Genomic DNA, 24,435 nt, shown 5'->3' with positions numbered 1-24,435 from the left:
ACTTACCCGGTACTCACTGGACAGGATTAAAGCGCGTTAATGTTACTGGGCGGTTAAGCCGTTAGAATCCGTCGAAATTTTTCTTAAAATATTTGTCCGGATCGCGGCGACAATGACCCGCCGTCAGATGACGGCGGCAGCACCCGGCAGGATCGGCTGAAAACGCACGATGCCGATGTCTTCGCGTTCGAAGCGCGAACCGACCTTGATCAGCTTGGCCAGAACCTGCTCTCCCTCCTCCGGCCCGATCGGTGCGATTACCGTGCCGCCGCTGGAAAGTTGGTCGAGCAGAAAACGCGGCAAGGTGTCGAAGGCGGCCCAGACGATGATCCGATCGAAGGGGCCTTCGTTGACGAGACCGTTGGAGCCATCGGCATGGCGTGCGAAAACATTGGCTATGCCGAGTGCGTCGAAGCGTTGCTTGGCAAGCTCGATCAGCGTTTTGTAGCGGTCGACCGTGACCACGCGGCCGGCGAGCCTGGCCATCACGGCCGCGGTGAAACCAGAACCGGTCCCGATCTCCAGCACCCGGTTGCCGGGTTCTATGTTGAGCGCGGTAACCACCGCAGCCTGCAGATCGGCTCCCTCCATGGCCTCACCACACTCGATCGGCAGCATGCGGTCAGTCCAGGCGATGGAATGGAATTGACCGGCGATGAAAGCATGGCGCGGCGTTGCCTCGAAGGCGGCGATCAGTGGTTTCGGCACGGCACCCTTGCCGCGAAGGCGAAGCAGGAAGGCTGCGAAACCTTCACGTTCGTCAAAACCACCAATCATGCAAGCGCCTTCGTCAGTTGGTCGCGAATCTCATACGCGGTCAGGTCCAGATGCAGCGGCGTCACCGAGACCAACCGGTTGCGCATGGCATGAAGGTCTGTGCCCGCCTTGCCTTCCGCCGGCTCGCGCCCGAAACGCAGCCAGTAATAAGGCAGGCCGCGCCCATCCCGACGCTCATCCACCCAAAGCGAATGCACGAGCTTGCCTTGCGAGGTGACGACTGTGCCCTCGATCTCGTCCGGTGCGCAGTTCGGGAAATTGACGTTGAGCAACACGCCTTCCGGCAGCGGCATGGCGACGAGTTTTTTCAGAAGAGCCGGCGCCAGCACCTCGGTCGTCTCATAGGGAACGAACCGATCTTCGCCGACATAGGAATAGGCCTGGCTGATGGCTATGGAGCGCACGCCGAGGAGTGTGCCTTCCATGGCACCGGCAACCGTGCCCGAATAGGTCACATCGTCGGCGATGTTGGCGCCGGAATTAACGCCGGACAGGATCAGGTCCGGCAAACCCGGCAGGATCTTGCGCGCGCCCATGATGACGCAGTCGGTCGGCGTGCCTCGCACCGCATAATGCCTGTCACCGATTTTGCGCAGGCGCAGCGGTTCCGAGATGGACAGCGAGTGCGCGTAGCCGGACTGGTCGGTCTCGGGAGCGACCACCCACACGTCGTCGGAGAGCGTGCGGGCAATGCGCTCCAGCGAAGCAAGACCCTCGGCATGGATGCCGTCGTCATTGGTCAGAAGAATGCGCATTATTTCGATTCGATTCTTTCCAGGCCGCCCATGTAAGGCTTGAGGGCTTCAGGAATGGTTACGCTGCCATCCTCGTTCTGATAGTTTTCGATGACGGCAATGAGGGCGCGACCGACGGCGACACCCGATCCATTCAACGTGTGCACGAAAAGGTTTCCCCTGCCCTCGCGGTCCTTGTAGCGCGCGTTCATGCGGCGGGCTTGGAAATCGCCACACACCGAGCAGGACGAAATCTCACGATAGGCATTCTGGCCCGGGAGCCAGACTTCGATGTCATAGGTCTTGCGCGCGCCGAAGCCCATGTCGCCCGTGCACAGCGCCACGGTGCGGAAAGGCAGTTCGAGCCGCTTCAGCACTTCCTCGGCACATTGCGTCATGCGCTCATGCTCGGCGAGTGAGTTTTCCTGGTCGGTGATGGAAACCAGTTCGACCTTGTAGAACTGATGCTGGCGCAGCATGCCGCGCGTGTCGCGACCGGCTGAACCTGCTTCCGAACGGAAGCAAGGGGTGAGCGCGGTGAGGCGAAGCGGCAACTTATCATGCCCGACGATCTCCTCGCGCACCAAATTGGTCAGCGACACTTCTGCGGTCGGGATAAGACCAAGCCTGCTCTCACCGTGCGGAGTAAAGAACAGGTCTTCCTCGAATTTCGGCAATTGCCCGGTGCCGTAGAGCACCTCGTCGCGAACCAGGAGCGGCGGCTGCACTTCCATGTAACCATGTTCGGTCGTGTGAAGATCGAGCATGAACTGGCCGAGTGCACGTTCGAGCCTCGCCAATTGCCCCTGAAGAATGGTGAAGCGCGAGCCGGAAAGTTTGGCGGCGCGCTCGAAATCCATCAAGCCAAGAGCCTCGCCAATCTCGAAATGCTCCTTGACCCAGTTCGGCCGCGTGGCGATCTTGCCGATCTTGTGCACCTCGACATTGTCATGCTCGTCCTTGCCGACCGGAACATCTTCCAGCGGCACGTTCGGCATGACGGCGAGAGCGCCTTCCAGGGCCTCGTCCAAGCGACGTTCCTCGGCTTCACCGCCCTGGATGAAACTTTTGATCTCGGCGACCTCGGCCTTCAGCTTTTCGGCAAGTTCGGCATCCTTCATGCTGAGCGCCTTGCCGATCTCCTTGGAGGCCGAATTTCGACGCTCCTGTGCTTCCTGCAACCTGCCGAGATGAGCGCGTCGGGCTTCGTCCCTGGCGATGATGTCCTCGACGGTGGACTGTGCGTCGGCCGGCGACCACGAGCGCTTCACGAGCGCTTCAACGAGGGCCTGCGGGTTTTCGCGAATCCATCTGATATCGAGCATGTCCATCCATCCTGAAGAGGGAGCCGTGGGGTAACTCTCCTCGACGCAGGATGCAAGGGTGGGGAGGCCTGGTGCGCGCCGCAGCGCCTGTAGATGCCGACCTCATCCAAAAAATTTGGCTGCACCGGCTTTGTCATCGCACGGCGCCTCCTTGGCCTCGTCACCGGCAATTCTGTCTACATAGTCCTAACCGGAGGACGAAGGACATTCTTTAACGAGACCTAGTCGGCAGCATTGGCGCGCGCCGCCCGGCAAGCTTTGCATCAGGATTGCTGTGCTGAATCCGTGGAAGCTTCAGCGGATTGGGCTTCTGCGGCATCGGCCGCTTCCTGCTTCTCGCGTGCCAGCTTTTCGCGCTGCTGGCTCTTCTCGATCATGCGAGCGGTCCAGATCGCGACTTCGTACAGGATGATGGTCGGCAGGGCCAAGCCGATCTGGCTGAGCGGATCGGGTGGCGTGAGTATGGCGGCAACGACGAAAGCAATGACGATCGCCCAGCGACGTTTGTCGACCAGTGCCTGCGAAGACAGAAGACCGACGCGCGTCATCAAGCTGGTGACCACCGGCAACTGGAAGACCAGGCCGAAGGAGAAGATCAGCGTCATGATGAGGCTGAGATATTCCGAGACCTTGGGCAGCAGCGAAATCTGCACCTCACTGTCCGTGCCGGCCTGCTGCATGGCCAGGAAAAACCACATCACCATCGGCGTGAAGAAGAAATAGACAAGTGCCGCGCCCATTAGGAACAGGATCGGCGAGGCAATCAGGAACGGCAGGAAAGCGGCGCGTTCGTTCTTGTAGAGGCCGGGAGCGATGAACTTGTAGATCTGCGTCGCAATCAGCGGAAACGCGATGACCATGCCGCCGAACATGGCGAGCTTCACTTGCGTGAAGAAGAACTCCTGCGGCGCCGTATAGATCAGCTCGACCTTGTGCGGGTCGAGCCCAGCCCATTGCGTCGCCCATTTGAATGGAACGACCAGAAGGTTGAACAGCTTCTTGGCGAAGAAAAAGCAAACCAGGAATGCGACGAAGAAACCGCCGATGGACCAGATAAGCCGGCGACGCAGCTCGATCAGATGCTCGATAAGCGGGGCCGACGACTTGTCGATCTCGTCCTGTTCAGAAAGGCTCACTTGGCGGTCCTCGCCGTCTTCTTTTCAGGCGTCTTCGCAGCAGGTGCCGCCTTCATTGGCTTTGCTGCCGCCTTGGCTTCGGGTGCCGACTTCGCGGCAGCGGGAGCCGGAGCGAGAGGTTTGGCCGACGCCCTTGAATTGACCGCTTTCGACGCCGCCTTTCTTGCCGCGACAGGCTTGGACGGCACTTCACGAGACGCTTTGGCGGGCTTGCGTTTGGCAGGCGCCGTCGCCTCAACCGCTGCTGCGATAGGTTCCGCTTTCGAAACGACCGGCGCTGGCGGCATGCTTTCCGGGCCATTCACGCCGGGCAATACGGTTGCGCCGTTCTTCAGAGGCTCCGTAGCCTGCGGTTCGCTGGCGGCCGGCGCTGTCGGATCTTCCGCAGGCTTCGGCTTCATCATGTTGTCGACCCCGGCGCGCACGTCAGCGGCAGCCTGCTCGAACGGATTGAGCTGCTTGCGGATTTGAGCTGCCGGATTGAGGCCGCGCAATTCGTCGACCGACTTCTTGACATCGTCAAGCTCGGCCTCCTTCAGCGCATCGTTGAACTGCTTCTGGAAGTCCCCCGCCATGGAACGCAGCTTGGCCACGGTGCGACCAAAGGTGCGCAGCATGTTCGGCAAATCCTTCGGGCCGACGACCACGATCATGACGATCGCGATCACCAGCATTTCGGTCCAGCCGACTTCGAACATGGCTATCGGTTCCGACTAGGAGCAATTCCAGCAAAGTGCGCGGCGGTTTTGCGTCCGGAATTGCGTATACACAAAGAGGTAGAGCGTTTTTCCGCGTTTCCGTGAAGAGACGCAAACGCTCTAGTTCCCGACAATGTCTCCGGAAGGTGCCGGCTCAGCTTTTGCCGGCCTTTTCCTTCATGTTCGAGACGGTCTCGTCGGAGCGGTGCTCGACGGTGCGGGAATCGTCGGCTTCGTCGTCGGCCATGCCCTTTTTGAAGCTTTTGATACCCTTGGCCATGTCGCCCATCAGTTCCGGAATCTTGCCCCGGCCGAATACCAGGAGCACGATGACCAGCACGATCAGCCAGTGCCAAATCGAAAACGAACCCATTGTTTATCTCTCTTGAACTGTTTCCCTGCCGCTGATCTATGCGTTTTAGCATCCGGATTCAAACGGAACCGCGACAGTTTCTATCACGTCCGGCCTCTTGTCAGCCGGATTTGTTGAGCGCATCTGAAAATAGGCCGCTACCAAACAGCGCATGGACCGGTTTCAGCGTGCTCGCCAATCACTCTTCCGTGACACGTGGCGTCAGAAGACCGAGTTCCTCCAGATCGATGTCCGTCAGAGGATCTTCGTCCTCGGTCAGCTCATCCGGGTCGGCCGGCGGCTGCGGCACCGAGAAGTTGGCCGGCATGCGCGTGGAAAGCAGCCCCGCCCCCTTCAGCTCTTCTATACCCGGCAGATCGCGGATTTCCTCCAGCGCAAAATGGTCAAGGAACTTGTCGGTGGTGCCGTAAGTGACCGGCCGGCCTGGGGTCTTGCGGCGGCCACGCATTCTGATCCACTCGGTTTCCAACAGTGTATCCAGCGTGCCCTTCGAGGTCTCGACACCGCGAATGTCCTCGATTTCGGCACGAGTGACCGGCTGGTGATAGGCGATGATGGCAAGCACTTCGAGTGCTGCACGCGACAGTTTCTTCTGTTGCACCGAATCCCGGCTCATCAGGAAAGCAAGATCGCCGGCAGTACGGAAAGCCCAACCATCTCCCACGCGCACTAGATTGACGCCTCGGCGGGAATAGATGTCCTGAAGCTCCGTCATGGCCGCGGCCACGTTGACGCCGTCCGGCAGACGCTGGGCAAGTTGCTTCTCGGTCACAGGTTCTGCGCTGGCGAAGACGATCGCCTCCGCCATGCGCACGGCTTCGGCCAAATGCAGACGTTCCGCCGGGTTGTGTACCGTGGCTTCTTCCTCGTCTTCCACCGAGAAGGGGATGACCGAAGCGTTGCTGCTTTCGCTCATTGCGCGACCTCGATTGCTTTCACGCGCTGACGCCCCCGCAAATAGAGTGGCGCAAACACCTCATCCTGACGCATCTCCATGCTGCCCTCGCGCACCAATTCCAATGTCGCTGCGAAGGAAGAAGCCATGGCGGTGCGCTTTTCCTCGGGGCTCGCCAGATATTCGATCAGGAATCTATCCAGCGCTGTCCAATCCGCCGATATGCCGATCAGCCGCGCGAGAATGGTACGCGCTTCCTTGAGCGACCAAACCCCGCGCTTGGCAATACGCACATTGGAAATCGCCTGCCGCTGGCGTTGACCGGCATAGGCGGTGAGCAGGTCATAGAGTGTCGCCGAGTATTGGTTGCGCTTCTCGACGATGACCATCTCTGGCATGCCACGCTGGAACACATCCCGACCAAGTCTGTTGCGGTTGACAAGGCGTGCAGCCGCGTCACGCATGGCCTCCAGACGGCGCAGACGGAACTGCAGTACCGCGGCCATTTCTTCACCGCTCTCCCCCTCTTCACCGGGCTGCTTGGGAATGAGCAGCTTGGATTTGAGGAAGGCCAACCACGCCGCCATCACCAGATAGTCGGCCGCAAGCTCGAGCCGCAGCGCCCTCACCTTCTCGACGAAGGCGAGATACTGCTCGGCGAGCGCCAGGATCGAGATACGAGCGAGGTCGACTTTCTGGTTGCGGGCAAGGTGAAGGAGAAGGTCGAGCGGACCTTCGAAACCGGCTACGTCGACGACCAGTTCGGGATCGCCGGTGACACGATCGTCATCACCCTCGGCCCAGAGGCGGTCCATCGGCGCGGCCTTGCCGGCCTTTTTTTCCGCGAGTTCCGCCACTTGCCTCTTTTCTCACTCCATGCGGTTACGCGACCGCCTCGAAATAATCCGCGAATTCGGCCCGCAGTTCGGCCTCGTCCTTGTCATCATGTCCCTTGACCGAAGCGAGTGCCCGGTTGGCCCGCTCCAACGCCCTGCCTTCCAGCGGTTTCGCCCGCGAAGCGATGGCGACCATTTCTTCCATGACGCCGTTGCAGTGAAGGACCAGATCGACGCCCGCTGCAAGGATCGAGGCAGCCTTTGTCTGGAAATCCCCAGAAAGTGCCTTCATGGAGGTGTCGTCGGACACCAGCAGCCCATCGAACCCGATCTCGCCGCGAATGATCTCTTCGACGACCTTGCCCGAGGTGGTCGCCGGGTTATCGGGATCGACCGCGCTGAAGATGACATGCGCCGTCATCGCAATCGGCAGGTGGTTGAGCGCCTGGAATGGGGCGAAATCATGCTTGCGCAGTTCCTTCAGCGACGTCGTCACCGTTGGCAGCTCGAAATGGGTGTCGGCAAAGGCCCGGCCGTGGCCGGGAATGTGCTTCATGACAGGGATGACACCACCCGACATCAAACCTTCAGCGGCAGATCGGCCGAGCGCAGTGACGATCGACGGGTCCTTGGCATAGGCGCGTGCGCCGATGACATCGTTGGCGCCTTCCACGGGCACATCGAGCACCGGCAGGCAGTCCGCGGTGATGCCGTAGCGCAGCAGATCAAAGGCATGCAGGCGGGCAAGCAACCAGGCGGCACGCAAACCCACTTCCTCATTTTCGCGGTACAGCGCACCGAATGCTGCACCGGCTGGATAATTGGGCGCCAGCGGCGGCCGTAGCCGCTGCACCCGTCCGCCTTCCTGGTCGATGAAGACCGGAGCCTCCGGACGGCCGATGCAATCGCGCATTTCGGCAACGAGATCGCGGATCTGCTCCGGTTCGGAGATATTGCGGGCAAAGAGGATAAAGCCCCACGGGCATTCGCCCCGATAGAAGCTCTTTTCTTCACGGGTGAGCGATGTCCCGGCGCAGCCGAGGATGAGGGTCTGTGATTCGGTCATGGCTGAAGTCTAGAGCTTTCAGCCGGACAAGGGAATCTCAGGTGGAGCCCTGTTTGTAGCGGACGGGATTGTCGGGCTCAGCCTCGAAAATTTCGGCACTGCGCGCCACAAGCGCTTCCAACGCTGCGGCATCGAGATCGAAAAAACGCTCGAAGCTGAAATTGTTACGCCCGGCGCGCAATGCGCCAAGTCTGCCAGCATAGAACGCGACGATCGGCCGTCCGTCGAGCGTAACGGCAAAATAGAGGCTTAAGTAGTTCTTTTGCAGCGCCAATCCGATCACCGGCCAGGACACCTGCTTCCCATTTTTGATCGCATAATGGAACTGGCCGTAGCCGATCATCTTCATGCGCATCCCGGCCTCTCCCGCTGGCGTGCCCGCGTGAAAATACCGGCCTAGGCGGGGGGCCGCTTGGCGGATCAGACCGTCAACCCTTTCGAGTTCGCCCCTGCGTCGAGGGTCGAACCCGAAATAGGTTTCCAGGCTATCCGCATGGACCCGAAACATGATCGATCTCAAGCCGGCTGCAACTGCTGCCTTGGTTGCGGCGGGAACGCCAGCGCGATGGCAACAGCGCCCAGCCCGACGATCGCCGAGCCAATGAACAGCCATGTGTAGCTCGCATAGGCATCATAGACCCAGCCGCCGGCCAGCGGACCGAAGGCCATGCCGATGCTGGAGAGCATGGTGGCTGCCCCAAACACGGTGCCGAGGATGCGCGGTCCGAAATAATCGCGTGCCAGCACGGCATAGAGCGGCATGACACCGCCGTAAGTGCCGCCGAAAATGACAGCAAGGAGGTAGAACTCGCCGAGCTTACTGACCGTGAGATAGGCGGCAATGACCACCGCCTGGATAAACAGACCAGCCACCAACACCGGCTTGACGCCGATTTTGTCACCGAGGACGCCGAACACGACACGACCGCCAAGCCCAGCCAGCCCTTCCACGCTATAGATCGAGACGGCCGCCATCGGTGCCACACCGCAGGCCATGGCATAGCTGACCATGTGAAAGATCGGACCGGAATGGGCCATGCAACAGGCAAAGAAGGTCAGGCCCAGCACGATGAATTGCATTGACTTGAAGGCCTGGCCAGCCGTCATGCCATAGCCCTCTCCGCCGACGGTCGCACTCTCGCCAGCGGCGGCGAGTTCGTCCGGCGCACGTCGCACCAAAAGCGCCGCCGGAATGAGCAACACCCAGGACATCACGCCGATGTAGAACATGGCGGTACGCCAGTCATAGGCGGTGATCAGCCAGCGGGCGAAGGGTGAGACCGTCATCGGCGCCACGCCCATCCCGGCCGAAACCAGCGAAACCGCCAGGCTGCGATGTTTGTCGAACCAGGCCGTCGTGGCGACAATCATCGGTGCAAAAAATGCGCTGGCCGCAAGGCCGACCAGCACGCCATAGGTGATCTGGAACACCAATAGCGAATGAATCTGGCTTGCCAAAACGAGAGCGAGGCCAAGCAGGACAGCACCGATCAAAACGACGATGCGAGGTCCGAAGCGGTCAGTGGCCGCCCCCCACATGAAGCCCCCCACCCCCATGATCAGGAAATTCAGCGTCATCGCACTGGAAATGCCCGCGCGAGACCAGTTGGTCTCGACCGAGATCGGCTCGAGGAAGATTGCAAGGGAAAACATCGCGCCGAGCGCGACACAGGTCATCAGCGCACCAGCGGCGACGATCACCCAACGATAAGAAATAGCCATATCCGTCCGCCTCCCAAAAGCAGGAAACTGCCGAAGGCGCTCCGACCACCGGTGCGCCGTCATCAGGATGACGTGTTGAGCAGATGGCCGCCGACATTTTGCATCCGGTTTTTTCTTTTCGAGCCCGACGATAGCTGCCATGACCTGACAGCTACCGCGTTTTTAGAAGCAGCGAACCGGTGTACCGGCCCGAAACGGAGCCGATTTCGGGATGGCCGATGCGTTGGTCCGCTGTGTTGGAATGCCCTTATCGCCGCCGGGTGGACGCGCGGCGCTAGTGGCTGCTCGAAAGCTTCATCATGACAAGGCCGCTGACAATGAGGACCGCTGCCAGCACGCGCATCGGCGTCATCGCCTCGCCCAGCACCATCACGCCGACAGCAAAGGCGCCAACCGCACCAATGCCGGTCCAGATCGTGTAGGCCGTGCCAAGCGGCAACGTCTTCATCGAAATCGACAGCAAACCGAAGCTGGCGATCATCATGACGATGGTGATGATGGTGGGGGTGAGCAGCGTGAAGCCTTCAGACTTCTTCATCGAGAAAGCCCAGACAACTTCCAGGAGTCCGGCGATTACGAGATAGACCCAGGCCATGACGACCCTCCTTTGAGAGCCGGGCCGTCCCGGACATTCTTTCCCGAGATGGGGAGGTCGTCCTCTGACCGTAAAGCTAAGGCTTTTTGGGATAGGGGCAAGGGCTTGGCTCGCATAGCTGCCATGCATGCCAGGCCAAACTGCGTTGCGCCGGTGTCGATGCAGTGCTAGACGACCGGCCTTCGCGATCCTTCATGGAGCATCGGCATGGGAGCCTTACCGCAGGCAGACAGATAGGCCGCAACGACGCTTTCGTTGTTGCGGCGTACTGTCCACTCCCATCCAACTGACGGACTGACTGACAGACGTCGCTCAAAATCCCTTTGAGTGGACCTTTTGTCATGTCTAAGAAAAATCCCGTATGGCCCTACGGCCTGCCGGCGGCATTGCTGCTGATGGCTCCTTTCGACCTTCTCACTTCGCTGGCGATGGACATCTACCTGCCCGTCGTGCCGACGATGCCCGAAAAGCTCGGCACCAGCCCTGCCCTCATTCAACTCACGCTAAGCCTCTATATGGTCCTGCTTGGTGCCGGCCAGATCGTGTTCGGGCCACTGTCCGATCGCATCGGCCGCCGGCCGGTTCTGCTGGGCGGCGCCCTGCTGTTTGGAGCGACCTCGTTTGGCCTTGCGGCTGCCACGAGTGGAACGGTTTTCCTTGGCCTGCGCCTTCTGCAAGCCGTGGGGGCATCGGCAGCTCTCGTGGCCACCTTCGCAACAGTGCGCGATGTCTACGCCGAACAGCCGGAGGGCGCGGTCATCTACAGCCTGTTCAGCGCCATGCTGGCATTCGTACCGGCATTGGGCCCAATCATAGGCGCAGTCATCGCCTATCAGGGCGGTTGGAGAGTCGTCTTCGTCACCCTGGGCCTGCTCACACTGCCGGCCCTGTTGAATGCGTCACTGCGATGGCACGAAACGCGGCCCGTAACACATGCTGCAAAGCGCCTGGCAATGCTGCCGATCCTGCAAAGCGCAGCGTTCTGGACCTATACGCTGGCCTTCAGCGCGGCGATGGGAAGTTTCTTCGTATTCTTCTCGACAGCACCCCGCGTGTTGATCGCCAGGGTCGGTTACTCCGAATTGATCTTCAGCCTGGCGTTCGGCACCGTGGCTGGGATCATGATCGTCACGACACGTTTCGCCAAACGCTTCGTCGCGCGCTGGGGTATTCCCGGCTGTGCGAAACGCGGAATGACGTTGCTGCTGAGCGCAGCGGCACTGCTTTGCCTTGGGCAAATGCGGAGTGAACCCTCCTTCATAACCTTCATCATGCCTATGTGGGTGGCGGCGGCAGGTATCGTCTTCACCGGCGCGGTCGCCGCGAATGGCGCACTGGCCGATTTTGGGGATCGCGCAGGCACGGCCGTGGCGCTCTATTTCTGCATCGAAAGTCTGTTTGTCGGCGCTATCGGTACATTGGCGGTGCTGACACTGAATGGCGAAACCGCCTGGCCGCTGATCGCCTATATGGCTGTGATGGCGATGACTGTCCTCCTGGCACTCGCTCTCTTGCAGCGCCATCAAGGCAAATCACGGTAACGAAGAAACCCCGCGCGGTGGCGGCATCCGCTGCGCGGGGTCCCCGATCACTTCTTGCCTTGCGGATAAATTGTCTCGCCGCGCTTCAACATCGCGACGAAGTCCGCGATCTTCTTGCTTCGTCCGGCTTCCGTCTTCATGTTGTGAACGCGGAAGATAAGCGCGAAGCGGTTCTGCGAGCTTAGTTTTACAAACATCTCGCGTGCAGCCGGCTCAGCGTCGATAGCGGCCAGAAGATCTTCCGGAGCCTTGATATCCCTACTGCCTTTATATGCCCTGGCCCAGCGACCATCGGCCTTTGCGGCCTCCACCTCTCGCAAGCCATGCTCGGTCATGCGTCCTTCCTCGATCAACCGAGCGACGTTGCCGACATTGATCTCGCTCCAGATGCTCTTTTTCCCACGTCGGGTGTAGCGCTGCAGATAGCTGGTCTCGTCCAACCTCTTGCGGATCGCATCGATCCAACCCCAGCATAAGACGACATCGATGGCCTCCAGCGGCGTGATCGAAGGAAGCCCCGAGCCGACCTTATGGATCTTGATCCAAACTTCCGTTTCGACGGCATGGTTCCGGGACAACCAGCGATAGAAGCTGTCGGCGTCAGGAAACTCCCGCACCTTGGCCGGATCGACAAAAACCGGTGGCATCAATGCGCCGTGGTCGAATAGGCAAGCGCCAACGGTTCCGGCAAGGTACTGGCTTTCACCTCGAATATCTCGACGGTTTCAGGCAGCACGGTCAGAAACTCCTCGTCCCGCTCAAGATGACGTATCTTGCGCGGATCACTGCCGGCGAAACTCGACATGGAAGGAATATCCTTCCAGAAGGACATGACGACGAAATCGCTCTCGTCCGTGCGATCCCGCCGCAGCATCTGCACGCCAACGGCGTGTTTCTTCAAATCGGGCAGGCCTTCCGCATAGAGATAAGCTTCATATTCGTCAGCCCGGCGAGCGGAAGTACTGCCACGCCACACGCGCACGATCCGTGCTGCCTGCTGTTGCTGCGTCATCGTTTCCTCCATCACTTGCATCTGCCCAGTCGCCCCGCGCTTGCGATGCCTGCGCGAAGTGCCTGTTGCCCGAGCCACTTCTTCAGGATACTAATGGCTTAACACATTAGCAATGAAAGATCGCCAGCCGATGCAATCATCCTGACAAAGGAGGCCTACTTGCTCGCGGATATTAAGTCAGGTTGGCCGCATCGTTTCATCGCAGGCTCTCTGTGCCTTGACTTCGTCAACACGATCGATCTGCCTGGCACTTCGAAAGAACGGGACCTGCTGGCCGACTACGACGCACTCGTAACCTGGAGTGTCGCGCGGGGCACGATGAGAGCGGCGGCAGGCGAAAAACTTCTTCGACTGGCGAAAACGGCACCGGCGGCGGCGCGCCACATGCTGGCCGAGGCTCTCACCCTACGCAGCGCGATCCGGAGACTCGCCGAATCCGCCCAGGCAAATGGCGACCTCATGCCAATGCTGGCAGAGATCAACGCGTTTCTCGTTCGCCTCACCTCTCCGCCTCGGCTGTTGCAGATAGCGCATCAACGAAGGGCCGCCTACGAGCTGCCCGGCCATGAACTTGCCGAGCCACTATGGCCCGTTCTATGGACGCTTTCCGCACTGCTCGTGTCCGAGGACCTCGACAAGCTTGGTACCTGCCACGCGCAGGATTGCAGGGCCATTTTCATCGACCACACCAACAACCGTTCACGCATCTGGTGCGCCAGCGACCTGTGCGGCAACCGCGAACGCGTGCGCCGCGCTTACCGGGCCAGACAGGTGAACAGGCCCCCACCGAAGACCGGTTGAACCGCGCGCACGGCCCAGTCGCACAAGAAAACGGCGCAGTCTTGGCTGCGCCGTTTTCGATCGAGAAGTTCGACTCAGCTTACTTCGAGACGAAGCAGTTGCCGCCGGCGGCCTTGTAGCTCGTGCAGAGTTTGATGGCATCATCGCGGGACTGCGCCATCACGCGCACTCGGTAGAAGGTACCTTTGCCGGCGACGTCTGCCTTGACGATGTTGGCGCTGCGGCCGGCGAGTACGTTCGAGTAGCGGCGAGCCAGATCCTGATAGGTCGATTGTGCACCCTCAACGGTCGGCTGTGAGGCGATCTGCATCGACCAGCCTCCAGGTGCGGCCGCCGGAGCCTGTGGCTGCGCCGAAGCTACCTGCTGCTGTTGTGCAGCCTGCGGCTTGACCTCACCAGCGATATCGACCGGCTGATCGGACGGGCGCTGCGGTGCCACCGGAGCCGCGGAAGGGGTTGCGGCAACAGTGCTCGGTTTGGCTGGCTTGAGAGCGGGCTGATCGCCTGCACCGGCCGCCTGCGGCACCGTGCCGGTCTGGTCTTGGGATACACGCTGCGGGGTCGGATCTGCCGGCTCGGAGGCGGCGATCGGAGCAGCAGCCGGCTCTTCGCGCGGAGCGAGCGTGCCGTCAGGCTTGACCACCATGGTGCGAACCTTGCGCGGCGTCACCAACGCGCCTTCCTGAGTGCCGGCATTTTCCTGCGCGATCTGGGCAACACGATCTTCCGACTTTGCCGGCGTTTGCGCAGCACTCTGCGCATCACCTTCGCTATCGTCGGTGCCCGCGAAAGCTGCAGTGCGTTCTGCCTGCTCGGCCTGTTCCTTAGCGACGACGTCCACCGGCTCCTCGGCATTGGCGACCAGCTTCGGCTGGGTCGGCGTAGCCGGGCGGGCGCCCTTGGCGACGGCATCGTAGACCTTGTTATCCTGGTTCGGGATGACGATACCGCCGGGATTTTCCGGCTTCACCTTCATCGGCTGATTGTCAGCCTTCACGATAGCAGGAGCTTCCGAACCCGAGCCACCACCGAAGGAGAAGGCAAAGGCGCCGACGCCACCAACCACGGCAACCGCCCCGACCAGGGCTGCAACCAAGAGGCCGCGACGGCGGGGCGCTTCGTTGGCCTCAGCAGCTGCGGCTTCCGGAATGGTCATGCCTTCTTCAAGGTCCGGATCATAGTCGAAACCATCGTCCGCGAACTGACCGGCAACCGGCTTGCCGCGCGCCGGGCTCTGCGGATCGTAGCCCTGCCCCAGATTGGCGTAAGCAGCGGCGGCGGCGGCGGCCTGTGTCGAGTCGGCATAGGCCGGCATCTCGATGCGCTCGCTCCTGTGGTCATGACCATCGCCATCGTGACGGGAACCAGCCTTCGCCGCGGCTGCCGAATCATCCGGAAGCATCTCGTTGAGCAAGGTCGAGAACTCGGCGTCGAGTTCATCGAAATTCGAGGTTTCAGGCTTGTCCTGCTCGAACGGGACTTCTGGAATATCAAGATCGTCGGCAAGCGCGACGACACGCTCCGGCACGTCCATGGTTTCGATATCCGGCACTTCTTCCCGGGAGGCTGCTGATGGGGCAGGCTTGTGCCAGGATTGAGCGACAGGCGGCGCGGCCGGTTGCGGCGCTGCGGCAACAACAGGCGGTTCGGCCTGGATCGCCGGCTGCGCTGGCGCCGGAGCGGAAAACTGCTGCACCGAAGCTGAATAGGGCTGCGAAGAGTAAGGCTGCTGTGTAGGTGCAGTCGGATTGCCGCGGCTCCAAGCGCGCATCGGCTGCGCGAAGGTGGCGGTTGCAGCGGCGGCGGCCACGGCCGGGGCAGCCCACTTCAGCGCCTCCACCGGATCTTCTTCAGCTTGCTGAACGGGCTCCTCATCGAGGGAATCCAACCCGCCGGTCATCGCAGCTTCGAAGGCGGCGGTATCGAAATCGATATCGTCTTCAGCCTTCGAAGACGGCTCTTCGGCTTCGAAGTCGGCTGCAGCCAGCTCCGTCATCAGCGAGGTGTCGAGATCGGACTCGTAGGCCGGCTGTTCGGCTGGCGTGGCTGCAAATTGCGGCTTCCAGGCCTCCGCGGAGGCGACCGGGGCAGCCGGACGCGCAGTCATGCGGCCCAACAGTGCATTGAGTTCGTCTTCGAGACTACGATCCTGCGCGGCGACGGACGGTGTTTCGGCAACCGGTTCGGCTGCCACCGCGGCGACGGCTTCAATCGCTTCCGGCTCGGCCGCGGCGACCGCCAAAGCCTCGTCCTCATCGTTGAAAGCGTCGTCGAGATCGATGTCGAAATCCGGCTCGCTGTCGGCAACCACATCTGCCGGCTGTGCATGATGGCCGAAGGTCGACATGAACGGCTGCTCCTGCTGGGCGGAACGCTCATCCTCGAACTCTGCAGGTTCGGCCTCTGCGACTGCAACCTCTTCAGGAGCGCTGAGCTCCACTTCGACATCAGCCATGGCGTTATCGAAATGCGTATCGAAATCGTCGCCGGCGAAATTCGCGTCAGCGGTGCCCGACACCGATCCCGCGGCGACAGGCTCAGGCGCGGCGACAATAGGCTCGATCGAAGTTACCGGCTGCTCGACCAGGGCTTCATCGGCAAGATCAAGATCACCGAAGTCGACATCGCGCATCGCCGCTTCATAATCTTCGAACTGCTGATCACTAGGCGCCAGCTCCGTTTCCGGCTCATCCTCGCCTGCAACAACTGCGTCAAAGGCCTGTTCGTCCATGCCCGCAGCCGCGACAGCAAAATCGAAATCAGGGGCATCGTCTTCGACGGGACCGGCGACGGCTGGAAGAGCCGGTTCGGTGGCATGCTGCTCCATCGGGGCGATAAATTCGTCATCGGCCACTTCAACAGCCGCGGGCTTACCAGAAAGCGACGGGATGGCGGCCAGCGATTGCGGTGCGGTGGCAGGCTCTTCCTCGTAGGCGTCGAACTCTCCCATCAACTCCTTTTCGAGGTCGATGTCGAAATCTTCAGCCTGCCCGGCCGCCGGCTGAGACGCAGCCTGACGCTGCACCGGTTCGCGCGGATCAAAGCCCATGATGCGGGTCAGTTCCGCGAACGGATCGTCACTTGCGATGTCGTTGTGGTTGGCTACACGCGCCTGGGTTCTATCTGCCATTGTCGTTCCCGAACTCGCACTCATCGGACGCCATGGACGTCGCGGAAGGTTGGCCCCTACCAGCGCAATGTGGGCAAATGGTGACAGGCTTTTCGGTCGAACCTAGCGCATTTCGGTCGGGGCTTCCGCTCCGATCAACGCGAGGCCAGACGACAATACGTCCAGAACAGCCTGCACCAGCCCGAGTCTGGCATAGGTCAATTGTGGGTCGTTAACCTTAACAAAACGTAAGTCTACATGATCATTGCCGCGGTTCCACTGCGCGTGGAAACCGCTGGCCAGGTCATAAAGGTAAAAAGCCAGTCTGTGCGGCTCTTGCGACTGTGCCGCCTGCTCAATCAGGCGCGGATATTCAGCGAGCTTCTTGACCAGCGCAAGCTCGCCTTCATCCTTAAGCAGATCAAGCCCAGCAGACAGTTGCTCGCGCGATGGATCGACAATGTTGAGCTGTTCCCTCGCCTGCCGGAACACCGAGTGACAACGTGCGGAGGCATACTGGACGTAGAAGACAGGGTTGTCCTTCGACTGCTCGGTTACCTTGGCGAAGTCGAAGTCGAGCGGTGCGTCGCTCTTGCGATAGAGCATCATGAAACGCACCGGATCGCGGCCGACTTCTTCCACCACTTCGCGCAGCGTAACGAAGTCGCCGGAACGCTTCGACATACGCACAGGCTCGCCGTCACGAAACAGCTTCACCAACTGGCAGAGCAATACTGTCAGCGTGACCTTGCCATCCGTCACGGCCTTCGCGAGCGCCTCCAGCCGCTTGACATAACCGGCATGGTCGGCGCCGAGCACATAGATCAGTTCGTTGAAGCCGCGGTCGACCTTGTCCTTCAAATAGGCCACATCGGCAGCAAAATAGGTGAACGAGCCATCCGACTTGACCAGCGCGCGGTCCATGTCGTCGCCGACCGCCGTCGAGCGGAACAATGTCTGCTCGCGATCTTCCCAGTCGTCGGGCTTCTCCCCCTTAGGAGGCGGCAGTTTGCCCTTGTAGATGTGCCCCTTCAGCGTGAGGTCTGCGATCGCAGCGCGGATCGCCTTGGCGTTGTCGGCATGCAGCGTACGCTCGGAGAAAAAGACGTCGTGATGCACATTGAGCAGCGCAAGGTCTTCCTTGATCATCACCATCATGGCATCGATGGTGCGATCCTTAACGATGGCCAGCGCTTCATCCTCCGGCATCTGCAACAGGTTGCGACCAAATTCCTTCGCCAGCGCCTGTCCAACCGGCACAAGGTAATCGCCTGGATAAAGACCGGCCGGTATTTCGCCGATATCGTCGCCCAAGGCCTCGCGGTAGCGCAGGAAGGCGGAACGACCAAGGACGTCGATCTGCACGCCGGCATCGTTGATCACATATTCCTTCGTTACCTTGTAACCGGCGAAGGCAAGCAGATTGGCCAGCGTGTCGCCCACAACAGCGCCACGCGTGTGGCCGACATGCATCGGCCCGGTTGGATTAGCCGAAACATATTCGACGTTGACCGAGACGCCCTCGCCCACCTTGGAGCGGCCATAGTTCTCGCCTTCGGCGATCAAACCGGTGAGATGCCGGTGCCAGAATGCGTCCGTCAGCCTCAGGTTGACGAAGCCTGGTCCAGCCACTTCGGCGCTGGAGACATCGGAATCGCTGCGCAGGGCTTCAACGATGCGCTCAGCCAGCGCACGCGGGTTCTGCCCTGCAGGCTTGGCCAAAACCATAGCGGCATTGGTGGCAAGATCGCCGTGGGTGGCATCACGCGGCGGCTCGACGGTGATACGGCCGAGATCGATCGCGCCACCGTCTTTATCTTTCAGATCAAGACCTTCCACGGCCTTGATGACCCGAGCTGTGAAGTCGGCGAAGATATTCATGAAAAACTGCTCTGCTTTTATGCGAGAAGGACCGGGTCTTTGGCCGGCGAAATCGGGCCCGGCCTAGCTCAAATCAGGCGTTCGGTCAAACAAACGTCGGTGTTCCTTCAGCGCATAGGTGTCGGTCATGCCGGCTATGAAGTCGGCGACATCGCGCGCCTTGACGCGGTCGTCAGCTCTATCGAGCCCCTCGCGCCAGCCATCGGGCATGGCGCGCGGATCGGCGAAATAGGCATCGAATAGGTCTTTTACGATCTGCTCGGCTTCACCGCGCACGCGCATAACCTCGGGGTGGCGGTAAAGATGCGCATAGAGAAAGGTCTTCAATTCCTTCTCTGCCGCAGCCATCTCCGCGGAGAAGCCGACAATTGTTTCGCCCGCTCCCCGCACAGCGTCCGGGCTGCTGGGAGCAAGCCGCGCTAGATTGGCCCTGGCGGTGACGATGACGTCCTCGACCATCTGCGTGATCTGCCGTCGCATCAGCTCATGGCCGGTGCGCACCGGATCGAGCGTCGGGTAGCGTTCGCGCACGCCCTTCAGGATCGAACCCGGCAACTCCACCGCCTCCAGCATGTCCAGGCTGATGAGGCCCGAGCGGATGCCATCATCGATGTCATGGGTGTTGTACGCGATGTCGTCGGCGATAGCCGCACATTGCGCCTCGATACTGGCAAAACGCGCCAGTTCGAGGTCATGCAGTTGCGAATAGTCGAGGATCGCCCGTGGGACCGGTCCCTTCAGGCCCTTGCCCGCAGCGTCGGTCAGTGGACCGTTGTGCTTTACCAATCCTTCCAGCGTTTCCCACGTCAGGTTCAGCCCGTCGAATTCGGCGTAACGCCGTTCCAGCCGCGTCACCACACGCAAGGACTGTGCGTTGTGGTCGAAACCGCCCCAGGGCGCCATCTTCTCGTTCAGCGCGTCTTCGCCGGTATGGCCAAACGGGGTGTGACCGAAATCATGCACCAGTGCTACCGCCTCGGCCAAGTCTTCGTCCACGCAGAGCGCGCGAGCGAGCGCTCGTGCTATCTGCGCCACCTCGATCGTGTGGGTGAGTCGGGTGCGGTAGTGATCACCTTCATGTGCGACAAAGACCTGCGTCTTGTGCTTCAACCGGCGAAAGGCGGTTGAATGGATGATCCGATCGCGATCGCGCTGGAAAGGCGTACGCGTCGGACTTTCAACCTCGTCAAACAGGCGGCCAAGCGAACGCGAAGGATCGCACGCGTAGGCTGCACGCGGCCGGTAGCCGAAGCCGATATCGCCAAGCTCGCTGGTCATCGCCCTTGTCGCTGTTGACTTGCCCCGCCCCGCTTCATACCTATCAAGCAGAACCGAACGCAAGGTGACGCCATGGGTGCCGACGCCAAAACCGCCATGAAGGTCGAGATGACGGAATCCGCCGCCAAGCGGATTTCCAAGATCGTCAGCGAAGAGCCTGGCAAGACGGCATTGCGCGTGGCCGTCGAAGGCGGCGGCTGTTCCGGCTTTTCGTACAAGTTCGATCTTGTCGACGCCCGCAATGATGACGATGTCGCGATCGAGCGCGACGGTGCCACCATCCTCATCGACGACATCTCGCTGATCTATATGGGCGGCTCGGTCATCGACTTCGTCGACGACCTGATGGGACAGTCCTTCCAGATCAGGAATCCGAATGCGGTTGCTTCCTGCGGCTGCGGAACCAGTTTCTCGATCTGACATGCCTTCGATCGGCGCGGTCCGTCAGGTCGCCCTGTCGGCCGGGCGCGACCTCGATAGCACGCTGGCGTTCTGGCATGACGTGCTGGGCTTGCCGTTGCATTCCCGCTTTGATCCACCCGGGATGGCTTTCATCATGGCTGGCGATGTGCGGCTCTATTTCGCAGACGGCGTTCCGGCCGGCACAGTCTACCTCGACATAACAGAGATCGAAAGCTTTCACGCAGCGGCCAAGGCAGCAGGCGTACCATTCACGGCAGCGCCAGCCATGGTGCACCATGACGTCAACGGCCTATTCGGAGCCGCCGGCGAAAGCGAATGGATGGCCTTCCTGAAGGATCCGGCCGGTAACACCATCGGCTTGGTGGAACGCAAGACAAGCTAGCTGCCATCGGCTACGGTTTCCCCGTTTAGATAAATGCGTGGCAACAGTTCGATCCCAATCGAAACATTGCATAGTTGGAACGGGCTAGAGGACGGTGAAACGTCACAGGGAACCGCCACCACCGCTATGCCCGTCAAGACCGCTCCCGTCACCGAACTTGCACTGCTTATGCTCCTTTCGACGCTGTGGGGCGCCTCATACACCTTCATCAAGGTGGGCGTGGAGACGATCCCGCCGATAACGCTGATTGCGACGCGAACCTTGATCGCCGGGTTAATCCTTCTGGGCGTGCTCCATTTGCGAGGCCTGAAACTGCCAATGAATGTCGTTATGTGGGGCCGCTTCGTGCTGCAGGCGGTTCTGAACAGCGCTGTGCCCTTCACATTGATCGCCTGGGCCGAACGCTCGATCGATGCAGGGCTCGCCGTCATCCTCAACTCATTGACGCCGATCTTCGCATTCCTTCTCACGGCGCTGGTCACCAGGCACGAACGGGTAACGAGCCGCAAGCTGTTTGGCGTGACAGCTGGCCTTGCCGGGGCATGCCTGATCATCGGAATACAGGCACTCGATGGGCTGGGCGCACAATTGTGGGCGCAGCTTGCCATGGTGGCGGCAACAGTCTGTTACGGCGCCGCCGCCATTACCGGCAAAGGTTTCAAAGGAATGGACCCGATGGTTCCAGCTGCCGGTTCGCTGATCGCGGGAGCGATGATGCTCATGCCGTTCAGCGTCATCGTCGATCGCCCTTGGACGCTGACGCCCTCGACGCAGTCCTTGCTGGCGCTTCTCGGCCTCTCGGCCTTTTCAACCGCGCTTGCCTTCGCAATCTACTTCCGGCTGCTGCAAACACTGGGTTCCGTCGGCGCCACAGCCCAAGCCTATCTCAGGGTTCCCATCGGTGTGGCGATCGGCGTCATCTTCCTCGGCGAGACCGTCACCCCAACCGCAGCTACCGGCCTGATTGCCGTCATCGCCGGCGTGATTGCAATGACGCTGCCAGGACGAAAAGCGGTAGCGAGTGTATGACGCGGCTGAAAACGCAACGCGGAACGGTCTGCCCCGGCGTCTTAATTGGGTATTCGCTGTCCCATCTGTGGGCCGCGCCGGCCGAGATAGGTGATCAACGGATCTTCCGACGCATTGCTTGCCAATGCTACCGCATCGATGAACAGTGAAAACAGCGCGGTCTGGGAAGAAATATCGAGTTTCGCGTATAGATTGCGGCGATGCAGCTTCACCGTGGCAGGCGAAATGCCGAGCCGTGCCGCAGCGCCCTTCACCGAAAAGCCCCGCAGGATCAGTTGAGCGATTTCGCATTCACGCGCAGTAAGCACGCTGCGCCCGAAATTTTTCAACGCATGCGCCAGGGTGCTCTGCAGCAATGATCCTTGATCTTCAATAGCTTCAGGCCGCAAGTCGCGGTAGTGCCTGAGCACGGCCTGACTCAATAACGGTGCGGCCGTCTGCAGGAACTTGGCATCCGCGCCACTGAAGATTTCATGCGACCTGCGGCGAGCCAACGAGATCGCCACCTTGGTATCGGTATCAAGAGTGACGAAAATGTTGAACTCGTCATGCAGTCCGGAATGCCGATAATATTCGCGATAATATTGTGAGCGGTCGAGCGACGGCTCGATCTGGTTCAGCCGGTAGAGCCCGTCATCGCCATTATCCAGCGCAAGCCGATAGAACGGATCCAACCTATAGGAACCCTGCAGATAGTTGCGGATGTCCGACAGGCCTTTGTCGGTGCACCAGTCGTTGAAGAGTATTTTCGGTGCCGTATCCCGCCGATAAAGCAGGATCAGGCCGGCGTCGACTTTGACGTGCCGTTTGAGCGATAGCGCAAGCCGTTCCTGGAAATCCCTTGCGCCGACCCCTGCCAACAATGACAGCGCAAGGTCTGCTGTCGCCGATGCTCTACGATCGCTCTGCGCGGCGACGCCGTCCATTTGAAATCTCCTGTACCACGCGCAGGGTATGACAACGGCAAAATGGCAGCAAGCAATCGAGAACGGTCGCGCGAGCGATCAGGCCACAACAGCACCCTAGCCCGAAGGCGTATTTTGCATTTCCCAGCACAGCCCCAAGATGCCGATGCACCGGCGCCGCCGAGTTGCGCCCAAAGCTGCAATCGAGGGGATCCATGAAAAACGAATATCCGGGGAAACTGCTTTTGACGTCATGCCTGGTGGCATTCGTCTCAACCGTCTGCTCGGCCAACGCGGCCGCGGATCTCATCATCGTCAATGGCGACGTGCGCACGGTCGATCTTAAAAAGCCCAAAGTGCAAGCCTTCGCCATAGACGACGGCAAATTCGCCGCCATCGGCAGCAATGACGAGATCAGGGCGCTGGCTGACAGCGAAACCAAGATCATCGACGCCGGCGGCAAGACGGTGACGCCGGGTTTCATCGACGGACATACACACTTAACTTCCGGCACCGACATGGTCGTCGGGGTCGATCTCTCCTACATTCCCGACAAGAAGACCTGGCTCGAAAAGATCAAGGAAGCCGACGCGCGTCTTCCGAAAGGCGCGTGGTTGACCGGCGGCGGCTGGGATTACACGCTGGGCGAAGGAAAGCTGCCCACCAAGGAAGACCTCGACGCCGTGGTTCCGGACCGGGTGGTCATCTTGCGCGACATCGATTTTCATTCGGTCTGGGTCAACTCCAAAGCGCTCGAAGTGGGCGCTGTCACTGCCAAGTCGAAGGTGAAGGAAGGTGGCCAGGTCCTCCTCAACGACAAAGGCGAGCCGAGCGGCATTCTGCTGGAAGGCGCGGGAGACTTGGTCGAAAAGCACCGACCGGTTGCCACCGACAGCGAACGGCGTGAAGGCCTCCTGGAGACGCTGAAATTCGCGAACAGTGTCGGCATTACAGCCGTCAACGACATGTCCGATCTTGGCGCTGTGCATGACTATGCGGCACTGGTCGCGGACAAGAAGATGTCGCTGCGTGTCTGGTACGGCTTCTTCGAAGGCGATCCCAAGAAGATTGCCGCGGCTGTCGCTGATCGAGACACCGTGGACAAGATCTCCGCCGATTCAGGCGAGCAGGAGAAAAAAGGGCCGCTGCTGAAGCTCGGCTACACCAAATCGGTGATGGACGGCGTTCTTTCCACCCGCACCGCTTACCTGCATGAAGATTATTCAGACCAGAAGGGTTGGAAAGGCAAACCGTTCGAGACCAAGGAGCAGCTCGCCGCGGCCATCCGCGCTTCGAACGAAAACGGCTTCCCGACCGCCGTGCATGCCATCGGAGACGGCAGCGTCGGCTTGGTGCTCGACGCCTTTGCTGAGGCCTCGGTTGCACGTGCGCAGCCGAACCGGATAGAGCATATCGAAGTCGTGGAGACCTCTGACATCAAGCGCTTCAAGGATCTCGGCGTCGTCGCCTCCATGCAGCCAAACCACGCCACCGGCACGATCGGCAAATACATCACCGAGCGTATCGGCGAAAACCGCGAACCCAGAGCTTATGTCTGGCACTCCATGCTGCAGGCCGGCGTGCCGCTGGTGTTCGGCTCGGACTGGCCGACCTCGCCGCTGAGCCCCCTCACCCAGATCAACGACGCCGTCTTCCGCGAAAGTCCCTTTGGGCTCGGCAACGGATCGTGGCACCCGGAACAGGCCGTGAGTTTCGATCAGGCGTTGTTTTCCTACACCCAGGCTGGCGCCAATATGACGCCGTGGGGCGATCAGATCGGGTCGATCAGCGTCGGCAAATGGGCTGACTTCGTTATTGTCGACGGCACGCTGCCGGACCCGCTCGATCGCTCAATCCGCCAGCGCAAGGTCGAGGCGACCTATCTCGCCGGTAAAGAGGTGTATCGCAAACCCTGAC

General features: G+C 60.6%; 24 protein-coding genes. 6 read left to right on the top strand and 18 right to left on the bottom strand.

Annotated elements, in window-relative coordinates; all coding sequences use genetic code 11:
* Positions 1-123: 123 nt before the first annotated feature.
* The 12 genes from L4923_RS20345 to L4923_RS20290 form a co-directional block, all read right to left on the bottom strand.
* Positions 124-777 carry a protein-L-isoaspartate(D-aspartate) O-methyltransferase gene (locus L4923_RS20345; protein ID WP_239368482.1) on the bottom strand — a complete coding sequence of 218 codons (654 nt, stop codon included), beginning with the start codon at positions 775-777 and terminating at the stop codon, positions 124-126.
* A complete protein-coding gene (surE, locus tag L4923_RS20340; RefSeq protein WP_239368480.1) occupies positions 774-1,532 on the bottom strand; it encodes a 5'/3'-nucleotidase SurE in 759 nt (252 codons plus the stop codon). Before surE ends, L4923_RS20345 begins: the two co-directional genes overlap by 4 nt.
* Entirely contained in the window at positions 1,532-2,836 is a 1,305-nt protein-coding gene (gene serS / locus L4923_RS20335; RefSeq protein WP_239368478.1) for a serine--tRNA ligase, read from the bottom strand. Before serS ends, surE begins: the two co-directional genes overlap by 1 nt.
* A 263-nt stretch (positions 2,837-3,099) precedes the next feature.
* On the bottom strand, positions 3,100-3,972 hold the full coding sequence (gene tatC / locus L4923_RS20330) for a twin-arginine translocase subunit TatC (RefSeq protein ID WP_239368476.1): 873 nt from the start codon (positions 3,970-3,972) through the stop codon (positions 3,100-3,102).
* The gene (gene tatB, locus L4923_RS20325; protein WP_239368474.1) at positions 3,969-4,670 is read right to left on the bottom strand and encodes a Sec-independent protein translocase protein TatB; all 702 of its coding nucleotides are present in this window, start codon (positions 4,668-4,670) and stop codon (positions 3,969-3,971) included. The genes tatC and tatB overlap by 4 nt, the downstream gene beginning before the upstream one ends.
* 154 nt (positions 4,671-4,824) lie before the next feature.
* A complete protein-coding gene (locus tag L4923_RS20320; protein ID WP_239368472.1) occupies positions 4,825-5,043 on the bottom strand; it encodes a twin-arginine translocase TatA/TatE family subunit in 219 nt (72 codons plus the stop codon).
* A gap of 178 nt (positions 5,044-5,221) precedes the next feature.
* Positions 5,222-5,959: an SMC-Scp complex subunit ScpB gene (gene scpB, locus L4923_RS20315; RefSeq protein ID WP_239368470.1), complete on the bottom strand. Its 738-nt coding sequence runs from the start codon at positions 5,957-5,959 to the stop codon at positions 5,222-5,224.
* The gene (locus L4923_RS20310) at positions 5,956-6,753 is read right to left on the bottom strand and encodes a segregation and condensation protein A (protein ID WP_239368506.1); all 798 of its coding nucleotides are present in this window, start codon (positions 6,751-6,753) and stop codon (positions 5,956-5,958) included. Before L4923_RS20310 ends, scpB begins: the two co-directional genes overlap by 4 nt.
* A gap of 67 nt (positions 6,754-6,820) precedes the next feature.
* On the bottom strand, positions 6,821-7,840 hold the full coding sequence (gene nagZ / locus L4923_RS20305) for a beta-N-acetylhexosaminidase (RefSeq protein ID WP_239368468.1): 1,020 nt from the start codon (positions 7,838-7,840) through the stop codon (positions 6,821-6,823).
* Between the two features lie 37 nt (positions 7,841-7,877).
* Positions 7,878-8,195 (bottom strand): DUF1801 domain-containing protein, encoded by a 318-nt coding sequence (locus tag L4923_RS20300; RefSeq protein WP_239368466.1) that lies wholly within the window; start codon positions 8,193-8,195, stop codon positions 7,878-7,880.
* A gap of 161 nt (positions 8,196-8,356) precedes the next feature.
* Positions 8,357-9,562 (bottom strand): MFS transporter, encoded by a 1,206-nt coding sequence (locus L4923_RS20295; protein ID WP_239368464.1) that lies wholly within the window; start codon positions 9,560-9,562, stop codon positions 8,357-8,359.
* Positions 9,563-9,836: 274 nt separating this feature from the next.
* Positions 9,837-10,157 (bottom strand): DMT family transporter, encoded by a 321-nt coding sequence (locus L4923_RS20290; protein WP_239368462.1) that lies wholly within the window; start codon positions 10,155-10,157, stop codon positions 9,837-9,839.
* 341 nt (positions 10,158-10,498) lie between these two features.
* On the opposite strand from L4923_RS20290, the gene cml reads away from it, so the two are divergent.
* A complete protein-coding gene (gene cml, locus L4923_RS20285; RefSeq protein ID WP_239368460.1) occupies positions 10,499-11,698 on the top strand; it encodes a CmlA/FloR family chloramphenicol efflux MFS transporter in 1,200 nt (399 codons plus the stop codon).
* A gap of 47 nt (positions 11,699-11,745) precedes the next feature.
* Here cml and L4923_RS20280 read toward each other — a convergent pair whose 3' ends face one another.
* A complete protein-coding gene (locus L4923_RS20280) occupies positions 11,746-12,345 on the bottom strand; it encodes a YdeI/OmpD-associated family protein (RefSeq protein ID WP_239368458.1) in 600 nt (199 codons plus the stop codon).
* Entirely contained in the window at positions 12,345-12,710 is a 366-nt protein-coding gene (locus tag L4923_RS20275) for a hypothetical protein (RefSeq protein WP_239368456.1), read from the bottom strand. Before L4923_RS20275 ends, L4923_RS20280 begins: the two co-directional genes overlap by 1 nt.
* 159 nt (positions 12,711-12,869) lie before the next feature.
* Here L4923_RS20275 and L4923_RS20270 point away from each other — a divergent pair, with 159 nt between their 5' ends.
* Positions 12,870-13,511 (top strand): CGNR zinc finger domain-containing protein, encoded by a 642-nt coding sequence (locus tag L4923_RS20270; protein ID WP_239368454.1) that lies wholly within the window; start codon positions 12,870-12,872, stop codon positions 13,509-13,511.
* Between the two features lie 79 nt (positions 13,512-13,590).
* On the opposite strand, the gene L4923_RS20265 is transcribed toward L4923_RS20270, so the two are convergent.
* The 3 genes from L4923_RS20265 to L4923_RS20255 all read right to left on the bottom strand — a co-directional run bounded on the left by L4923_RS20265 (position 13,591) and on the right by L4923_RS20255 (position 19,779).
* Positions 13,591-16,641 carry an SPOR domain-containing protein gene (locus L4923_RS20265; protein WP_239368452.1) on the bottom strand — a complete coding sequence of 1,017 codons (3,051 nt, stop codon included), beginning with the start codon at positions 16,639-16,641 and terminating at the stop codon, positions 13,591-13,593.
* Between the two features lie 102 nt (positions 16,642-16,743).
* Complete coding sequence (argS, locus tag L4923_RS20260) at positions 16,744-18,501, bottom strand: arginine--tRNA ligase (protein WP_239368450.1); 1,758 nt, start codon at positions 18,499-18,501, stop codon at positions 16,744-16,746.
* Positions 18,502-18,564: 63 nt separating this feature from the next.
* Complete coding sequence (locus tag L4923_RS20255) at positions 18,565-19,779, bottom strand: deoxyguanosinetriphosphate triphosphohydrolase (protein WP_239368448.1); 1,215 nt, start codon at positions 19,777-19,779, stop codon at positions 18,565-18,567.
* A gap of 72 nt (positions 19,780-19,851) precedes the next feature.
* On the opposite strand from L4923_RS20255, the gene erpA reads away from it, so the two are divergent.
* The 3 genes from erpA (at position 19,852) to L4923_RS20240 (ending at position 21,613) form a co-directional block, all read left to right on the top strand.
* Positions 19,852-20,199 (top strand): iron-sulfur cluster insertion protein ErpA, encoded by a 348-nt coding sequence (gene erpA / locus L4923_RS20250; RefSeq protein WP_239368446.1) that lies wholly within the window; start codon positions 19,852-19,854, stop codon positions 20,197-20,199.
* Between the two features lies 1 nt (position 20,200).
* Entirely contained in the window at positions 20,201-20,584 is a 384-nt protein-coding gene (locus tag L4923_RS20245; protein ID WP_239368444.1) for a VOC family protein, read from the top strand.
* 126 nt (positions 20,585-20,710) lie between these two features.
* The gene (locus tag L4923_RS20240; protein WP_239368442.1) at positions 20,711-21,613 is read left to right on the top strand and encodes a DMT family transporter; all 903 of its coding nucleotides are present in this window, start codon (positions 20,711-20,713) and stop codon (positions 21,611-21,613) included.
* A 41-nt stretch (positions 21,614-21,654) separates the two neighbouring features.
* Here L4923_RS20240 and L4923_RS20235 read toward each other — a convergent pair whose 3' ends face one another.
* Positions 21,655-22,539, bottom strand: a complete 885-nt coding sequence (locus tag L4923_RS20235) for a helix-turn-helix transcriptional regulator (protein WP_239368440.1) — start codon at positions 22,537-22,539, stop codon at positions 21,655-21,657.
* 194 nt (positions 22,540-22,733) lie between these two features.
* Here L4923_RS20235 and L4923_RS20230 point away from each other — a divergent pair, with 194 nt between their 5' ends.
* Positions 22,734-24,434: an amidohydrolase gene (locus L4923_RS20230; RefSeq protein WP_239368438.1), complete on the top strand. Its 1,701-nt coding sequence runs from the start codon at positions 22,734-22,736 to the stop codon at positions 24,432-24,434.
* Position 24,435 lies beyond the last annotated feature (1 nt).

Source organism: Terribium retamae (genome assembly GCF_022347545.1).
GTDB classification, from domain to species: domain Bacteria; phylum Pseudomonadota; class Alphaproteobacteria; order Rhizobiales; family Rhizobiaceae; genus Mesorhizobium; species Mesorhizobium retamae.
The sequence above is the reverse complement of the archived record's forward strand: the minus strand, read 5'-3'. Positions and strand labels throughout refer to the sequence as shown.

Coding starts and splice junctions, on each gene's coding strand:
- L4923_RS20345 (WP_239368482.1), bottom strand. CDS start 777: ATGATTGGTGGTTTTGACGAACGTGAAGGTTTCGCAGCCTTCCTGCTT.
- surE (WP_239368480.1), bottom strand. CDS start 1,532: ATGCGCATTCTTCTGACCAATGACGACGGCATCCATGCCGAGGGTCTT.
- serS (WP_239368478.1), bottom strand. CDS start 2,836: ATGCTCGATATCAGATGGATTCGCGAAAACCCGCAGGCCCTCGTTGAA.
- tatB (WP_239368474.1), bottom strand. CDS start 4,670: ATGTTCGAAGTCGGCTGGACCGAAATGCTGGTGATCGCGATCGTCATG.
- L4923_RS20320 (WP_239368472.1), bottom strand. CDS start 5,043: ATGGGTTCGTTTTCGATTTGGCACTGGCTGATCGTGCTGGTCATCGTG.
- scpB (WP_239368470.1), bottom strand. CDS start 5,959: ATGAGCGAAAGCAGCAACGCTTCGGTCATCCCCTTCTCGGTGGAAGAC.
- L4923_RS20310 (WP_239368506.1), bottom strand. CDS start 6,753: ATGGACCGCCTCTGGGCCGAGGGTGATGACGATCGTGTCACCGGCGAT.
- nagZ (WP_239368468.1), bottom strand. CDS start 7,840: ATGACCGAATCACAGACCCTCATCCTCGGCTGCGCCGGGACATCGCTC.
- L4923_RS20300 (WP_239368466.1), bottom strand. CDS start 8,195: ATGCGCATGAAGATGATCGGCTACGGCCAGTTCCATTATGCGATCAAA.
- L4923_RS20295 (WP_239368464.1), bottom strand. CDS start 9,562: ATGGCTATTTCTTATCGTTGGGTGATCGTCGCCGCTGGTGCGCTGATG.
- L4923_RS20290 (WP_239368462.1), bottom strand. CDS start 10,157: ATGGCCTGGGTCTATCTCGTAATCGCCGGACTCCTGGAAGTTGTCTGG.
- cml (WP_239368460.1), top strand. CDS start 10,499: ATGTCTAAGAAAAATCCCGTATGGCCCTACGGCCTGCCGGCGGCATTG.
- L4923_RS20280 (WP_239368458.1), bottom strand. CDS start 12,345: ATGCCACCGGTTTTTGTCGATCCGGCCAAGGTGCGGGAGTTTCCTGAC.
- L4923_RS20275 (WP_239368456.1), bottom strand. CDS start 12,710: ATGACGCAGCAACAGCAGGCAGCACGGATCGTGCGCGTGTGGCGTGGC.
- L4923_RS20265 (WP_239368452.1), bottom strand. CDS start 16,641: ATGGCAGATAGAACCCAGGCGCGTGTAGCCAACCACAACGACATCGCA.
- argS (WP_239368450.1), bottom strand. CDS start 18,501: ATGAATATCTTCGCCGACTTCACAGCTCGGGTCATCAAGGCCGTGGAA.
- L4923_RS20255 (WP_239368448.1), bottom strand. CDS start 19,779: ATGACCAGCGAGCTTGGCGATATCGGCTTCGGCTACCGGCCGCGTGCA.
- erpA (WP_239368446.1), top strand. CDS start 19,852: ATGGGTGCCGACGCCAAAACCGCCATGAAGGTCGAGATGACGGAATCC.
- L4923_RS20245 (WP_239368444.1), top strand. CDS start 20,201: ATGCCTTCGATCGGCGCGGTCCGTCAGGTCGCCCTGTCGGCCGGGCGC.
- L4923_RS20240 (WP_239368442.1), top strand. CDS start 20,711: ATGCCCGTCAAGACCGCTCCCGTCACCGAACTTGCACTGCTTATGCTC.
- L4923_RS20235 (WP_239368440.1), bottom strand. CDS start 22,539: ATGGACGGCGTCGCCGCGCAGAGCGATCGTAGAGCATCGGCGACAGCA.
- L4923_RS20230 (WP_239368438.1), top strand. CDS start 22,734: ATGAAAAACGAATATCCGGGGAAACTGCTTTTGACGTCATGCCTGGTG.